Genomic DNA, 14,681 nt, shown 5'->3' on the forward strand with positions numbered 1-14,681 from the left:
AGAGCACTTATGTCTTAAACACCTTTTAAGAGTGAGTGTGGTCCTTTTAAAGCGAGTTACAAATGTTCATTCACTAGTGTTTGATATAGGTGGTATTCCAGTTTGATTTCCAAAAACAATAGCATTATATTAGCAAAGCAATTTGGTGGAGTTTGTCAGTTCAAATGTTTTGCGAACTGACAAATTCCGAAAAAGCTAAACCATTGTTTTTTAAAATGATACCTGGTGAATTAGCTTGTTTTGTATTGAAAATCAGTTAATAGCAGGAAACAATAGCTCTATAAACAAAACAAATTGACAGGTTGTAAGCTTTGGCAAAATTTTTGACTAATATTGCATATAAACAAGAAGTACAATTTAATTAAAACATAAAATTATGGCATTAGAAATCACAGATGCAAACTTTGAAGAAACAGTATTAAAAAGCGACAAGCCAGTAATGGTAGACTTTTGGGCAGCTTGGTGTGGACCATGTAGAATGGTTGGACCAATCATCGATGAGCTAAGTACAGAGTACGAAGGAAAAGCTGTTGTTGGTAAGTTAGACGTAGATGCAAACCAAGAATTTGCTGCAAAATACGGTGTTCGTAACATCCCAACTGTTTTAGTATTCCAAAACGGAGAAGTAGTAGGTCGCCAAGTAGGTGTATCTCCTAAAAAAGCTTATGCAGAAGCTTTAGACTCTCTTTTATAATATAAAAAGTAAAAGAAAAGATAAAAGGTTTGCTGTTATGGCAAACCTTTTTTAGTTTAGAGCTAAGATCATTAGGGCGTTTTTTCTTTTGCAGAAAAAGCAAAAGAAAACCAGGCTTTCCGCTATATCTTTTTTGCTTTTGATGGCAAAAAAGGATGCCGCTGCAATCCTTAACGCAAGCTAAACCAAAGAACATTGAACTTAAGAGACGAACTTCATAAAGCCGGAGGATTTAAAAACCTAGAACTACTCGCTAAGCAGGTGGTAGAAGGTTTTATTTCCGGAATGCATAAAAGTCCCTTTCATGGCTTTTCAGCAGAATTTGCCGAACATAAAATCTACAACCAAGGAGAAAGTACCCGGCATATAGACTGGAAACTCTTTGCAAAAACAGATAAGCTCTATACAAAACGCTATGACGACGAAACCAACCTGCGTTGTCATATCATTATAGACAATAGTAGTTCTATGCATTATCCTCAAATGCAAAACTTCTCTATAAACAACTTAAACAAAATAGCTTTTTCGGCTTTGGCTGCTGCTTCTTTAATGCATATGCTTAAAAAGCAAAGAGACGCTGTAGGTTTAAGTATTTATAGTGACGCCTATGATTTCTATGCACCAGAGAAAGGAAGTGAGAGGCACCACCAAATGCTGCTTCATCAATTAAGTGAAACGGTAGTTACTAAGCAGCTAAACAAAAAAACGGAAACTTATAACTATTTACATCTAATTGCAGAAAAGATTCACAGACGTTCGTTAATCTTTCTATTTACAGATATGCTTCAAACAGGTGAGGACGAAACAAAGCTATTTGAAGCCCTAAGGCATTTAAAACACAATAAACATGAAGTGGTACTTTTTCATGTCTTTGATAAAAAGAAAGAATTAAGCTTCGATTTTGACAATAAACCAAAGCGTTTTGTAGATGTAGAGACTGGAGAGCATATAAATCTCTATTCTGAAAGCATAAAAGATAATTATGAAGCAGCAATTTCAAGTTATTTTCAGGAGCTGCGATTAAAATGTGGACAATACCGAATAAAATATGTGGAATCGGATATAAATTTAAATTTTGATAACATCCTGACAACCTATATGATAGAGCGTCAAAGGTTCCTTTAGCAAAAATTTTTTTAAAAAAAATGAAAAAAATGTTTGTGATATTAGAAATGAGGTGTATATTTGCAATCGCAATTGAGCAACGGTCTGGTAGTTCAGCTGGTTAGAATACCTGCCTGTCACGCAGGGGGTCGCGGGTTCGAGTCCCGTCCAGACCGCTAAAATTGCTAAAAAGCTTCAAAGTATTTTGGAGCTTTTTTTTGGCGATAAAAATTAGTTGTGTTGTTTGATAGATGTAAGAGTCTATCAATGGTTTAAGTAGTTAAACCGATGGAAAGCTTTCCTTTTTTCTTAATTGAAGATTGGGACGCTTTTTTATTTTAGGCTAGTTTTTACTTTTAAAAAGCGAAGATAGCAGTTCTAAATTCCCATACTGTCATCATAAAGAATCCAAAATAAACTACTGCAACAGCAAATTTCAAGAATGTGCCTGTCAAGAAGCCTAGAAAAGATCCAAAAGCAGCTCGTATAGCAGTTTTAGAATCTGCCTTGTTTAGTAGCTCTCCTACCAAAGCTCCAACAAAAGGCCATATCACAATACCAAAAGCACCAAGAATTGGAAAAAAGATAGCAACAAGTAGTCCAACGGTAGTTCCTATCATTCCTAATTTGCTTCCGCCAAACTTTTTTGTTCCTAATGCAGGAATAATATAATCTAAAGCAAAAACAATAAGGGCAATAACTAAAGTGATTACTAAAAAGCTGTTGTTGTTAGGAACCGCTTCTGTTAAGTATAAAAGTAATAGTCCAATCCAACTTAATGGTGGGCCAGGTAAAATAGGTAAGAAGCTACCTAAAACGCCAAAAATCATAAAAAGGAAACCTAGAATGGTTAAGAATATATCCATGTGTTGTTTTTAATATAGGTCTAATTTAAGGAAAGAATGTTACAAGTTGCAAACAAATCAGGAGCTAAGGACTTAGATAAAGAAAATTTTAGTCCGTTTTATCTGCTTTAAAAAAAATCGTAAATTCCCTTTTGTAAAGGAAATAGGTTTCAAACGAATATTTAAGCCTGTTTGCGCTTAAGAACTAATAATATTGTACATTTCGGTTTTCTAATGAACATGCATAAAGCACTAATTTTTCTCCTACTTTTAAGCATCACCTCTTGTGATTACTTTCATGTGAAGAAAACATCTTCCGAGGTTATTCTGCAAGAAGAACTAGAGGCTTTTAAATGGAATGAGGTAGATGTGTACCCAAATTTTGCATCCTGTGGTAGCGATGAAAATAATGCTGGTAAAAAGGAGTGTTTTGAAAATACTTTAATAGCATCTATTTACGATGCCTTTGCTTCCGAAAATATTATTGTTACGCAAGATATTCAAGATACCATTCTCGTGCGTTTTGAAATTTCTGAACTCGGAAAACTAAGCCTGTTAGAAGCTAAAATAGATTCCGTAACAACCTTAGAAATTCCCAACATGGAAAATATCTTGCATAAAAGCCTAGAGGGGCTTCCGGAAATTTATCCAGCCATTAAAAGAGGGCAGCAAGTAAAAACGCAGTTTACACTACCTATACGAATTCAAGTAGATTAACAGCTTTCTTATTCCGCGAAAGCGAAAACTTCTAGAAGTTAGAATACTTTTAAAACCGAATAGCTAATTTCTTCATCAGTCTTAAAATCTCTACATACAGCCAGATTAGAGATACTAAAAGACCCCAGGTAGCAAACCATTCTTTGCTTTTTGGAGCTCTATTCTTCTGTCTTTCTATATAATCAAAGTCTAATAATAAAGTCAGCGATGCAACAATGGCGGCGATGATATTGAAACCGATAGCAATCCAAGATACTCCCCAAACAAAAGATTTTATTCCGAAGAAACTCAAAATCCATGAAATAATATATACCAAGAAAATACTAGCTGCTGAGCTTATAATCACGCTTCTCAGTTTTTTAGTTACTACGATAATTCTTGTCTGATATAAAACTAAAATGGTAAAAAAGGTGATAATGGTTACACCAATTGCTTGGTATGGCATATTAGGGAATTTCGCATAGGTATAACTGCTAATACCACCTAGAAAACAGCCTTTGGCTATAGCGTAAAGTGGAACTAATACCGGAGCCCAAAGTTGTTTGTAAGAAATTATAATGCTAATAATTAAAGCGGCAATCATTCCGCCGTAAGTAAACCATTCTACATCGAATCCGTCACTATATAATTTCCAGATATATGCTGTAATGCTAGCGACTATAGCTATACAACACATACATTTTATAAAGATGCCTGATACGGTCATCTTTTCGTTGGAAGATTTTCTGTCGTTCCAAAAATAATTGGAAAATGCTGGATTAGATGTTTTGCTAAATCGCACGATGTATTTGTTTTAGGCTAATAAAATTAGTGCTTGCGGCTGTATGTAAATCTACAAAATAATTATTTGCTAAAAACTCTTCCTTTCCACTTGTATTTGCCGAATACGGAAACAAAAACGATATACACACTAAACAAAGGGTATAGAAAACAACTGAAAAAATAAGCTGTCAGGTGGTGTTTCTGGTTGAAAAAACGAAGTGTTTTAAAAAGTAATATATAGTCTATAAAACACTTGCATATAAATAGAAATAAAAACAGCTGGAAGGAAAGGGCTTCTGCAAAGCTTAGAAGGAGCATACAAATTACAGAAGCATTCATTAGTAATACTAGAACACCGACAATTTTAGCAAAGGAGTTTTTGTAGTTAGTCGTTTTTGAGGCCCAGCGGACACGTTGGGAAATCAAATGGCTTACATTGTCTACTGGCTTGGTGCTTACTATAGCTTCTTGACATTTTAAATAATGCACTTTTTCGGGAGCTAGATTATGTGCTTTTTCTAACATAAAAATATCATCCCCACTGGCAATATCGTTGTTGCCTGCAAAGCCATTCGCAGTTTCAAAAAAATCTTTTTTATAAGCAAGATTAGCTCCATTGCATAAAAATGCTTGTTGTATCCCAAATCCGCCAATAGTAGCGCCTTGGAGACTTAAAAAATCTAATAACTGGAAGCGCTTAAAAAAGGTGTTTATGCTATGGTAGGTGACAGGTGCAATAATAAATTGCGTGTCGTTTCTCTGAATAAAAGCGTCAAAGCTATGTAGCCAGTATTTTGGTAAAATACAATCGGCATCTGTAGTAACAATCCATTGGTGTTTGGCGATTTTCATGGCAGCATTAATAGCGTCCTTTTTGGGAGAATTACTTTTTCGAATATTGTCTATTACTTTTATTTGTACGGATGTTTCCTTTAAAAACTTTTCAAGGATGGTAAGAGAGGCGTCTTCTGAAGCGTCGTTCACTAAAATCACTTCCATTAAATCTTTCTGATAGTCTAATGCTTCTATGGAATTTAAAAGTGCTGCTAAATTTTCCGCTTCATTTCTAAAGGGAATAATTACCGAAAAACTAGTTTTAGCATCCGTTTCTTCTATAGGCAAGGTTTTCAATTTATCAAAGCCTAGGATAAAAGCGCCTATTAAAAAAACATAGGCTAAGCTGATGCAAATAAATAAGATGCTAATCATGCGTTTTTGGTTTTTGGTAGTTTAAATGTAAGTACATAAAAGCTCCCAAGGATGCTTGGTAGTACAAAATTCAAAATCCACATGAGTAATATAATACTTAAAATAGTGAAGGTATCTACACCAATTTGCGTAAAAATATAAACCGCGACACTTCCTTTAATAAGTACATCAAAAATAAAAATGGAAGGGATGATAGAAGCTAATAAATACATGCTTGTAATTGCTATCATTGCATCTAAATAACTGATTTCTATCCCGAAAATGCCAAGTAAGAAATAAAACTGAAAGGAGAATACGAAATATCTTAAAAGGGATAATAAAAAAGTAGAAGCCTTTATTGGAAAGGAAAGCTTCTGGATAAAACATATGATTTTATCGATAGAAAATCCCTTTATCTTAAACCGATTTTGTTTTATTCCAAATAGGAAAAGTAAAACAAGAAGTAGCGCTACAGCCAGTAGTCTAATAGTTTTTAGATAATTGATTTCTATTGGGTGTGCTGTAGTGAAATAATACAATCCGATACTTCCTAAAAGGACAGTTATGAGCATTTGAGCGGTGTTTCCAATAAAATTTAGAAGTAGAATTTGTTTTCTGTATTTAGAAGTAAAATACAAAGCTTTTGCGCCATAATCTCCAATTCTGTTTGGAGTAAAAAGCGAAGCTGTCAAGGCGCCTAAACTTTGTTTTAATGCTTCGTTAAAAGATATTTTTTTAATAGCCTGTACTAAAATCTGCCATTTGAATATTTCTAAAACCCAATTCATTCCGCTTAAAAGTAGCAGGAAAAAGATGTTTTTGAGTGAAAAAACACGCTTTTCGTTTAAAAAATGGATAAATTCATTGAAATCTATTTCTTTATTAGAAGTTAGTTTGTTGTAGATAAAATAAAAAGCGCCAAATACAATGCTTAATTTAATAAGTACAAAAAAGAAATGTTTAGTTTTGTAAGGTAGCGCTTTATACATACGGTGCTAAAAAGCGCAAAATAAAACAATATTGCCTTATGAACATATCAAATACTAGAATTAAGCAATTGCTTTTATTTCTACTTGTTGGTTTTTTTAGTTTTTCAGGTTTTTCGCAAAGCGAAACCAATACTTGGAAAGCGCAATTAGCTGTAGGTGTTAATAGTCCGAATCAAAGTGCTTTTGTAGCAAACTTTAAAGCAAAATCGGTAAATATGCCAACAGTTAATCTAGGGCTGCAACGAATGTTTAGTAGAAGGCTTGGTGCGAAATTAGACTATGGTTTTAATAGGATTTCTGATGTAGATAATACCAAATCGCCTGCCTTTAAACTGAACTATTCTAGAGTAAACGCACAGCTTGTGTACGACTTAGGGGATGTGATTAGATTGTCTAATAATTTAGCCATTGTTGGTCATGCGGGTCCGGGATATAGCTGGGTAAAACCGCTAGGAGACTATGCAGGGAACGATACTTCCTTTTTAAATCTTATGGGTGGATTAGAATTTCATTACGGACTTTCAAGAACGCTTTCGCTGTTTTTGGATGCTTCTTATATTTATAGCCTTGGTGGAGATTATGACCCTATTTCAGATGGATTTGGGTCCTTCAACGGAAACCTTATAACTGCAACCGTAGGTCTTTCCTTTTCATTAAGTGGTTGTTATTTTTGTGAATAATGAGTGAAGAAAAAATTATTTTAGGAATAGATCCAGGGACAACCATCATGGGTTTCGGACTCATAAGAGTGAAAAATAAAAAGATGGAGTTTCTGCAGTTGAATGAGTTGGATTTAAAGAAATACAGCGATCATTACCTGAAGCTGAAGCTTATTTTTGAAAGAACTATCGAGTTGATTGACACGCATCATCCAGATGAAATTGCTATTGAAGCGCCTTTCTTTGGAAAAAACGTGCAGAGTATGTTGAAGCTTGGTAGAGCACAAGGAGTGGCTATGGCAGCAGGACTTTCAAGAGAAATCCCGATTACCGAATACCTGCCTAAGAAGATAAAAATGGCAATCACCGGAAATGGTAATGCTAGTAAGGAACAGGTTGCTAAGATGCTTCAGAGTTTATTGGGCTTAAAGACAATTCCCAAAAACCTAGATGCTACCGATGGTTTGGCGGCAGCAGTTTGTCATTTCTATAATTCCGGAAAGGTTACTGTAGGGAAAAGTTATTCCGGTTGGGATAGCTTTGTAAAACAGAATCAAGACAGAGTAAAAAAATAGTTTTCATTTAAAACCCAAAGGTATCTCAGGTATTTATATACATATTCCGTTTTGTAAGCAAGCATGTTTTTATTGCGACTTTCACTTTTCTACTTCTATGAAGAAGAAGGAAGAGCTTATTCAGGCACTTGTAAAAGAATTAGAAATTCGTAAAGAGGAGTTGCTAAATCAAGAAATTGAAACCATTTATTTTGGAGGAGGTACACCGTCTTTACTTTCTAATGAAGAAATAGAATTATTGCTAAAAGCGATTCAGAAACACTATCAAGTGATTGAAAATCCTGAAATAACCTTAGAAGCTAATCCGGATGACTTAACAGAAGATCGAATTGTATCGCTATCTAAAACGGCTATCAACCGATTAAGCATCGGAATTCAATCTTTTTTTGAGGAGGATTTGCAAAGCATGAATAGAGCACATAATGCTAATGAAGCAGAAAAGTGTTTAGAAATTGCAAGGCAATATTACGATAATATTACCATTGACTTGATATACGGAATTCCGAATATGTCTCTTGAGAAATGGCATCAAAATTTACAAAAAGCTTTTCGTTTTGGTATAAATCATATTTCGAGTTATGCCTTGACGGTAGAGCCTAAAACGGCTTTGGCTACTTTTATTAAAAAAGGAAGTTATCCGCCAATAGATGAGGATTTAGCTTTAGAGCATTTTAATCACTTGGTTTCAGAAACCGGAAAACAAGGTTTTGTTCATTATGAAACTTCCAATTTCGGAAAACCTAACTACTTTTCTAAGCATAATACCAGTTACTGGAAAGGGAAAAGCTATATCGGTATAGGGCCTTCGGCACACTCCTTTAGTAAAACACAGCGTAGTTGGAATGTAGCAAACAATACGAAATACATACAAGATATTCAGAAGCATATACTGCCAAGTACTGTTGAAACATTAAGTACCAAAGATCGGTATAATGAGTATGTGATGACTGGCCTAAGAACGATTTGGGGTGTTTCATTACAGAAAATAGAACAAGAATTTGGCGAAGTGTATTTAAAATATATATTAAAAGCTTCCCAGAAATATATAGATCAGGAGTTATTAGAAGTAAAACAGGCAGCAATGGAGACTACAGAAATATTAAAAACAACTTTAAAAGGGGCATTTTTAGTTGACGGAATTGCTTCTGAGCTATTTATGATTTAGTATATTTGAAAGAACAGATTTTAAAAAATAATTTAGATAAATTCAGCTTAGATGATTGCAACCATTGAAACGAACTCTCAGAAATATAAGATCAATTTCTCAAAACCTATAGATATTTCGATACCGCTTATTGCATCCAAAAACAACGTAAATGCTTGGTATATTGATAGCCCTAAGATAGAGCCTGTGCAAGATGAAGGGTGGATTGCAAGTGTAAAAGAAGGGGCAAGTATTAATTTCAATAATATTTATTTTAATCCACATGCACATGGTACGCATACCGAGTGTGTTGGTCATATTGTAGAAAAAGTGCATTCTATAAATACTAGTTTACAGAAGTTTTTCTTTTTAGCTGAAGTCATTACTGTTGCACCAGAAAAGCAGGGGGAGGACTTTGTGATTTCTAAAAAACAATTGCAATTTGCTTTAGGGAATAAAAAGCGAAAAGCAGTAATTATTAGAACGCTCCCAAATACTTCAGAAAAACTATCTAAGCAGTATTCGCATACCAATCCGCCTTATTTATTAGAGGAGGCTGCAATTTATTTAAGGGAAAAAGGAGTTGACCACCTTTTGGTGGATATGCCTAGTGTAGACAAGGAAAAGGATGGCGGAGAGTTGTTAGCGCATAATGCCTTTTGGAATACTAGCCAGAAAGTACGATTGAAAGCAACTATTACCGAATTTATATTTGTACCTAATACGGTGGAAGACGGAACCTATTTTTTAAATTTACAAATAGCTCCTTTTGAAAATGATGCTTCCCCTAGTAAGCCAATATTGTATAAAATTATAGAGAAGTAAGAATTTTAAATGTGGTGTTTATTATGGCTTAAATTTTGTAGATAGTCCAATAATCACACATTTAACCCACGAATCAAGAATAAATTTATGGAAGCATTCTTAGGAATTATTATCGGAGCATTAGCTAGTTTGGGAGTTTATACCTATTTCAAATCGGTTAAAAAAAAGCAGTTAGTAGATTCGCAATCTCTGATACTTCTAGATAAAATTAAAACCGTTTGTAAGTTTATTACGGTGGAAGGAGATTTTGCTGAAATTTACCATTATGAAGATGTAAAAGAACGATTCTTAAAGTTGGTTTCAAGTAAAAAGAAGGCTTTGGTTGTTATTAATGCAAAAGCTCATATAGGGTATGATTTAAGTAAAATTCAGTTGGAAGCAGATAAGCAAAACAAGAGGATTATACTAAAGCATTTTCCGCAACCAGAAGTGCTTACTGTAGAAACAAACCTAAACTACTACGATAAAAAAGAGGGTTATTTTAATAAGTTTGAATCTTCGGATTTAACCGGTCTCCATAAGGAAGCTAAGCAACATATTATAGATAAGGTTCCTGCTAGCGGATTAATTCAAGTGGCACAAAAGGAAGCCTTAGAAACCATTCTGCTTATAGAGAACATAGTGGAAACTATTGGTTGGAAACTAGACTATTCTGCTTTAAAGTTAGAGGAAACACAAACCAAACGAATAGAAAAGTAGTCATGAATATCGAGCAGCTTCGAGAATACTGTCTGCACAAAAAGGGAGTGACAGAGCATTTTCCTTTTGATGAAACCACTTTGGTATTTAAAGTTCTTGATAAAATGTTTTTATTAACATCTTTAAAAGCTTGGGAAGAAGGAATACAATCTATCAACCTAAAGTGCAATCCAGAGTATGCACAAGAGCTTCGTGCAGCACATCCTTGTATTGCCCCAGGCTACCATATGAGTAAAAAACATTGGAATACTATACAACTTCACAATAGCCAATTACCCACTAAGTTTATTCTAGAACTTATAGACCATTCTTATGATATGGTACTGAAGGGAATTCCTAAAAAATTACGTGACACTATAAAATAAAATACTGATTACCAGTATGTTTGTTTTTAATTGCGTAAATTTACATGGTTTTATAAACCATTATTATTAATTCGATTAAGCTCGGCGTACATCTCAAATCTTTAGTTAAATCTACTTATAAGTTATTTAAACTAATTTAAATTTTTGAGATTATGAAAACAAGAAGAACAAACTTTTGGCTAGTAACATTGGTTTTAATGTTACTTATTCCCTCCTCAGCACTTTACTCACAAGATAAACCTGAAAGACCCAAGTATGTAGTAGTTACTACGATGCATTGGAATATGGATATGGAAGATTTTGATATGGACACCTGGAAGTCTATGGAAAAAGAAGTTATGGATAAGGTGACTAGGAAAAACGAACATATTATTAGTGCAGGCTATTATTTGCATAGCTTTACTGCCGATAATACCGAGTTACTTTACGTGCATACCTACCCTTCTTGGGATGCAATTGATAAGGCGGTTTTAAGAAATGAGGAGCTAAGAAAATTGGCTTGGCCAGACGATGCTAAACGAAAAGACTTTTTTAAGAAGTTAGGTTCTCATTATGCTAATATGCATTCCGATGAAATTTATGCTCCTATGGATGGTGCTAAGATTTTAACTGAAAAACCTACTAAAGATCTTGTTCTATATGTTAGAAAAAGCCATTTTGCTTTTCCTGAAGATGGAAGTAAAAAAGAATTTGATGCCTTTTATAAAGAATATATAGAAAACGTGTTTCATAAAAATCAGTATATAAAAGGATATTATCCAAATGTACACGCATGGGGAGCAGATAAGACGGAGTTTGTTGAAGCGTTTTATTTAGACTCTTTAGATGATTTAGATGACATGTTGAAAAATAACGGAGAATTATTTAAAAAGCATTGGGCCGATGAGGGTAAAAGAAAAGCCTTTGAAGAAAAAGCAAAAAGATATTTTACTGCGTATCATGGAGACTATATTTACACTTATGTGTCTGGTATTTAATTGGTAATGTTGTTTTTAGATTAGAAAAGAAGAATTGTTTTATTAAATGATTCTTCTTTTTTGTAGGAAAAACTTGCTCTTATAAAGTATTGACCAAGTATAAAAGCCATTCATCGAAATTATGAAGGCGTCTTAATATATTCATCTATATTTGATTCTGATTAATAGCGCTTTACCTTTTTTATAGATTTAAAACTAAAAAATATGGCACTAGAAATCACAAATTCACTAGAGGCGTTTCAAGTCAAAGGAGTACTTGATAAATCAAACGTCGAAAAATTCCAATCTCATTTTAAAAATATCTTTCATTCTACCGACGAGTTGGTTATAGATATTAACGAACTTAAAAGAATAGATCACGTTGGTGTATCTGCTTTTGAAGAAATTTATAAACAGTCTTTAATCAACCGAAAGCCATTTTACATAACAGGTTTAGGAAGTAAAGAAATGTTTGAGCACTTAAAAACTATTGATGCTGCTTAGTAATAATTTTAATTAGGCACTTTAGGAATTTAGTTAAACGAATATAGATTTATGAAGCTTATAATAACAGGGAAGGATCAGGAGTATAAGGTGGAAGGTAGCCTTATCAAGATGCATATTAGAGATTTTAAAAAGGAATTCAATAATGTTTTTGAAAAGGAAAACGAGCTAACCATCAATTTGAATGGCTTAACAGCTATAGATAATCAGGGAGTAGCTGCAATAGCGCAATTACATAATGAAGCACTTTCAAAAAATATAAAACTGACTGTTATAGGTTTTAATAATAAGGGTTTACCAAATCGCTTAGGTATTCATAAAATAGCTTAAGGCTTTTGGTTTGTACTACAATGATAATAAGTGTATTTTTGTTTTTTAAAATATACTTAGATGAGTTTAGAGAGAGATTTACAAAAACGTAGTGGTTCGCTATGTGAACTATGTACAAGTACTGAAAATATTAGTGTTTATGAAGTGCTTCCTATTAAAAATGGAGGTTTAGAAGAAAGCCTAATGGCTTGTAAAACTTGTATAGACCAAATTGATAATCCAGATACAACAGATCCTAACCATTGGAGATGTTTAAATGACAGTATGTGGAGTGAGCATAAAGCGGTTCAAGTTGTTGCTTGGAGAATGCTTTCTCGCTTACGTGCTGAAGGATGGCCTCAAGATTTATTAGACATGATGTATTTAGAAGAAGATACATTAGAGTGGGCAAAAGCTACAGGTGAAGGAGAAGATGAAGCAGATAAGTTAGTACACCGAGATGTGAACGGAGTAGTTTTAGAAACGGGAGATTCTGTTGTGCTTATTAAAGACCTTAAGGTAAAAGGTTCTAGTATGGTCGCAAAACAAGGAACTGCAGTTAGAAACATTCGTTTAGATCGTGAAAACGAAACGTATATAGAAGGTAAAGTGGGTGGAACACAAATTGTGATTATTACCGAATACGTGAAGAAATTATAACAATTACCTTACGATTATATATCTAATTATTTAAAAGGCAATTATTGAAACTCTTTTGTTTTAATAGTTGCTTTTTTATTTCACCTATATACTGTTCTTTAAGTTAAAAGAATTATTGCAGTATATTAGCGTCCTATAATTACAGAATACTAGTTATGAAAAAGTTGTTGTTTAATGTTTTATGTTGTTTGTTTCTTTCTGCTGTTAGTTATGCGCAAACCATAACAGATATTATAAATGAAGTGAGTTTAGACTCTTTGCAGTTAACGTTAAGAGAGTTTACAGGAGAACAGTCTACCATAGTAAACGGTAATGAAGTAACTATAATAAACCGTGTACATACAAATAATGAGTTGGCTGCCGATTATTTATTTGAAAAACTAGAGAAGCTGGATAATATCAACGTTAGTAATCAATTGATAAACGGAGAAGCTGGTAGGAGAAATGTTATAGCAAGTCAGTTAGGTAAAACCAATCCGGAGGATATTTATATAATTTGTGCGCACTATGATTCTATGGCAGATTATTGTGCAGATGATAATGCTTCTGGAACAGCAGCTGTTTTAGAAATTGCTAGAATCCTATCCACGCAATGTCTAGATAATACCATTGTTTATGCTTTGTGGGATGAAGAAGAGGTAGGTTTACGAGGGGCAGCTTATTATGCGAGTCAGGCAGCAGCAAATAACGATAATATTCTAGGGGTTTTGAACTTGGATATGATGGGTTATGACGGAGATAATGACAATAATTTTGATATCGATGTTAGAAACATAGGCAATTCTATTGCAATGAAAGATGATATTATATCTGTCTTAAACAATACAGATTACGGATTTAATTTAGTGGCAAATGTTGTGAATCCTGGAACTTCTGCAAGTGATCATTCTAAATTTTGGAATGAGGGGTATTCTGCAGTTTTGGTTGGGGAGTCATGGGAAACCAATGATCAAACACCTTATTATCATAGTTCGGCAGATAGATATGCTACCTTAAATTTTCCGTATTACCATGAACTTACTAAGTTGGTTATGGGGTATATGGTTACAAAGGCTGGTTTGGTAGCTGTAGATAATACGGTTATACAAAATACGAATGCGCTAATTGCTAGTCAGGAAAATGCTACTTACCAATGGATAAACTGTGATACTAATACGGAGATAGCTGGCGAAACGAATCAGACCTTTATTCCTACTATAAACGGAAATTATGCTGTGGAGGTTAGCTCTGGTTCTTGTGTGGAAAGAAGTGCATGTATTACTATAGATTCTTTAGGGCTTGCGGAATTTCAAGAAGGGGAAGTATCTGTGTATCCTAATCCAATGAAAAATCACCTAAGTATTGAAACGGTTGCAGGTATAGACGAAATTAGTCTAGAGTTATTAGATGCTTCTGGAAAAGTAATTATAAAAGAAACTTCTAAGAAACAACAAACTATTTTGCATACTAGTGCTTTAAATGCTGGAGTTTACTTTTTGAAAATCCAAGCGAGTAATAAGTATAAGGTTTCTAAAATAGTAAAGGAATAAAGTTTTTGTTTTTCTGTAAAAAGAAATGCAATTGGCTAACTAGTATTTCTGATGGAAGTAAGTTTTTGTGTTAGCGATTGCAATGGCATCCTTTTTTTGCTTCGATATATGGCAAAAAAAGATATAATGGAAAGCGCGACCTCCTTTTGCCTAAACA

General features: G+C 33.8%; 18 protein-coding genes and 1 tRNA gene. 15 read left to right on the top strand and 4 right to left on the bottom strand.

The window, feature by feature from the left end; all coding sequences use genetic code 11:
- Positions 1–376 precede the first annotated feature (376 nt).
- From trxA to DU428_RS04495, 3 genes are all read left to right on the top strand, one after another.
- The gene (trxA, locus tag DU428_RS04485; RefSeq protein WP_072350002.1) at positions 377–694 is read left to right on the top strand and encodes a thioredoxin; all 318 of its coding nucleotides are present in this window, start codon (positions 377–379) and stop codon (positions 692–694) included.
- Positions 695–889: 195 nt separating this feature from the next.
- Positions 890–1,819 carry a DUF58 domain-containing protein gene (locus DU428_RS04490; protein WP_072350001.1) on the top strand — a complete coding sequence of 310 codons (930 nt, stop codon included), beginning with the start codon at positions 890–892 and terminating at the stop codon, positions 1,817–1,819.
- 81 nt (positions 1,820–1,900) lie between these two features.
- Positions 1,901–1,974: transfer RNA gene (locus DU428_RS04495), tRNA-Asp, on the top strand.
- A gap of 180 nt (positions 1,975–2,154) precedes the next feature.
- Here DU428_RS04495 and DU428_RS04500 read toward each other — a convergent pair.
- Entirely contained in the window at positions 2,155–2,664 is a 510-nt protein-coding gene (locus DU428_RS04500; protein WP_072350000.1) for a DUF456 domain-containing protein, read from the bottom strand.
- Positions 2,665–2,883: 219 nt separating this feature from the next.
- Between DU428_RS04500 and DU428_RS04505 the strand changes: the two genes are divergently transcribed.
- Positions 2,884–3,360, top strand: a complete 477-nt coding sequence (locus DU428_RS04505) for a hypothetical protein (RefSeq protein ID WP_113966296.1) — start codon at positions 2,884–2,886, stop codon at positions 3,358–3,360.
- Positions 3,361–3,409: 49 nt separating this feature from the next.
- Here DU428_RS04505 and DU428_RS04510 read toward each other — a convergent pair whose 3' ends face one another.
- From DU428_RS04510 to DU428_RS04520, 3 genes are all read right to left on the bottom strand, one after another.
- Positions 3,410–4,141, bottom strand: coding sequence for a Bax inhibitor-1/YccA family protein (locus DU428_RS04510; RefSeq protein WP_072349999.1), 732 nt, complete (start codon positions 4,139–4,141; stop codon positions 3,410–3,412).
- Between the two features lie 62 nt (positions 4,142–4,203).
- Entirely contained in the window at positions 4,204–5,331 is a 1,128-nt protein-coding gene (locus DU428_RS04515) for a glycosyltransferase family 2 protein (protein WP_113966197.1), read from the bottom strand.
- The gene (locus DU428_RS04520; protein ID WP_113966198.1) at positions 5,328–6,299 is read right to left on the bottom strand and encodes a lysylphosphatidylglycerol synthase domain-containing protein; all 972 of its coding nucleotides are present in this window, start codon (positions 6,297–6,299) and stop codon (positions 5,328–5,330) included. Before DU428_RS04520 ends, DU428_RS04515 begins: the two co-directional genes overlap by 4 nt.
- A gap of 38 nt (positions 6,300–6,337) precedes the next feature.
- Here DU428_RS04520 and DU428_RS04525 point away from each other — a divergent pair, with 38 nt between their 5' ends.
- The 11 genes from DU428_RS04525 (at position 6,338) to DU428_RS04575 (ending at position 14,524) form a co-directional block, all read left to right on the top strand.
- Complete coding sequence (locus DU428_RS04525; RefSeq protein WP_113966199.1) at positions 6,338–6,979, top strand: outer membrane beta-barrel protein; 642 nt, start codon at positions 6,338–6,340, stop codon at positions 6,977–6,979.
- Positions 6,979–7,533, top strand: coding sequence for a crossover junction endodeoxyribonuclease RuvC (gene ruvC / locus DU428_RS04530; protein ID WP_072349995.1), 555 nt, complete (start codon positions 6,979–6,981; stop codon positions 7,531–7,533). The genes DU428_RS04525 and ruvC overlap by 1 nt, the downstream gene beginning before the upstream one ends.
- Positions 7,534–7,555: 22 nt before the next feature.
- Complete coding sequence (gene hemW / locus DU428_RS04535) at positions 7,556–8,698, top strand: radical SAM family heme chaperone HemW (protein WP_113966200.1); 1,143 nt, start codon at positions 7,556–7,558, stop codon at positions 8,696–8,698.
- Between the two features lie 51 nt (positions 8,699–8,749).
- Positions 8,750–9,502, top strand: a complete 753-nt coding sequence (locus tag DU428_RS04540) for a cyclase family protein (RefSeq protein WP_113966201.1) — start codon at positions 8,750–8,752, stop codon at positions 9,500–9,502.
- A gap of 87 nt (positions 9,503–9,589) precedes the next feature.
- Positions 9,590–10,201: a DUF4230 domain-containing protein gene (locus tag DU428_RS04545; RefSeq protein ID WP_072349992.1), complete on the top strand. Its 612-nt coding sequence runs from the start codon at positions 9,590–9,592 to the stop codon at positions 10,199–10,201.
- A 2-nt stretch (positions 10,202–10,203) separates the two neighbouring features.
- Positions 10,204–10,566, top strand: coding sequence for an MmcQ/YjbR family DNA-binding protein (locus tag DU428_RS04550; protein WP_113966202.1), 363 nt, complete (start codon positions 10,204–10,206; stop codon positions 10,564–10,566).
- Between the two features lie 152 nt (positions 10,567–10,718).
- Positions 10,719–11,543: a hypothetical protein gene (locus DU428_RS04555; protein ID WP_072349990.1), complete on the top strand. Its 825-nt coding sequence runs from the start codon at positions 10,719–10,721 to the stop codon at positions 11,541–11,543.
- Between the two features lie 204 nt (positions 11,544–11,747).
- Positions 11,748–12,026, top strand: coding sequence for an STAS domain-containing protein (locus DU428_RS04560; RefSeq protein ID WP_072349989.1), 279 nt, complete (start codon positions 11,748–11,750; stop codon positions 12,024–12,026).
- Positions 12,027–12,077: 51 nt separating this feature from the next.
- Positions 12,078–12,356 (top strand): STAS domain-containing protein, encoded by a 279-nt coding sequence (locus tag DU428_RS04565; RefSeq protein WP_072349988.1) that lies wholly within the window; start codon positions 12,078–12,080, stop codon positions 12,354–12,356.
- Between the two features lie 60 nt (positions 12,357–12,416).
- Positions 12,417–12,995, top strand: coding sequence for a PhnA domain-containing protein (locus tag DU428_RS04570; RefSeq protein WP_113966203.1), 579 nt, complete (start codon positions 12,417–12,419; stop codon positions 12,993–12,995).
- Positions 12,996–13,150: 155 nt separating this feature from the next.
- The gene (locus tag DU428_RS04575) at positions 13,151–14,524 is read left to right on the top strand and encodes a M28 family peptidase (RefSeq protein WP_113966204.1); all 1,374 of its coding nucleotides are present in this window, start codon (positions 13,151–13,153) and stop codon (positions 14,522–14,524) included.
- The last annotated feature ends 157 nt before the right edge of the window (positions 14,525–14,681 follow it).

Source organism: Oceanihabitans sediminis (assembly GCF_003337215.1).
GTDB lineage: Bacteria > Bacteroidota > Bacteroidia > Flavobacteriales > Flavobacteriaceae > Oceanihabitans > Oceanihabitans sediminis.

Bases quoted from the DNA above. Each gene is read 5' to 3' on its own strand.
- trxA (WP_072350002.1), top strand. From the start codon at position 377: ATGGCATTAGAAATCACAGATGCAAACTTTGAAGAAACAGTATTAAAA.
- DU428_RS04500 (WP_072350000.1), bottom strand. From the start codon at position 2,664: ATGGATATATTCTTAACCATTCTAGGTTTCCTTTTTATGATTTTTGGC.
- DU428_RS04505 (WP_113966296.1), top strand. From the start codon at position 2,884: ATGCATAAAGCACTAATTTTTCTCCTACTTTTAAGCATCACCTCTTGT.
- DU428_RS04515 (WP_113966197.1), bottom strand. From the start codon at position 5,331: ATGATTAGCATCTTATTTATTTGCATCAGCTTAGCCTATGTTTTTTTA.
- DU428_RS04520 (WP_113966198.1), bottom strand. From the start codon at position 6,299: ATGTATAAAGCGCTACCTTACAAAACTAAACATTTCTTTTTTGTACTT.
- DU428_RS04525 (WP_113966199.1), top strand. From the start codon at position 6,338: ATGAACATATCAAATACTAGAATTAAGCAATTGCTTTTATTTCTACTT.
- ruvC (WP_072349995.1), top strand. From the start codon at position 6,979: ATGAGTGAAGAAAAAATTATTTTAGGAATAGATCCAGGGACAACCATC.
- DU428_RS04540 (WP_113966201.1), top strand. From the start codon at position 8,750: ATGATTGCAACCATTGAAACGAACTCTCAGAAATATAAGATCAATTTC.
- DU428_RS04545 (WP_072349992.1), top strand. From the start codon at position 9,590: ATGGAAGCATTCTTAGGAATTATTATCGGAGCATTAGCTAGTTTGGGA.
- DU428_RS04550 (WP_113966202.1), top strand. From the start codon at position 10,204: ATGAATATCGAGCAGCTTCGAGAATACTGTCTGCACAAAAAGGGAGTG.
- DU428_RS04555 (WP_072349990.1), top strand. From the start codon at position 10,719: ATGAAAACAAGAAGAACAAACTTTTGGCTAGTAACATTGGTTTTAATG.
- DU428_RS04560 (WP_072349989.1), top strand. From the start codon at position 11,748: ATGGCACTAGAAATCACAAATTCACTAGAGGCGTTTCAAGTCAAAGGA.
- DU428_RS04565 (WP_072349988.1), top strand. From the start codon at position 12,078: ATGAAGCTTATAATAACAGGGAAGGATCAGGAGTATAAGGTGGAAGGT.
- DU428_RS04570 (WP_113966203.1), top strand. From the start codon at position 12,417: ATGAGTTTAGAGAGAGATTTACAAAAACGTAGTGGTTCGCTATGTGAA.
- DU428_RS04575 (WP_113966204.1), top strand. From the start codon at position 13,151: ATGAAAAAGTTGTTGTTTAATGTTTTATGTTGTTTGTTTCTTTCTGCT.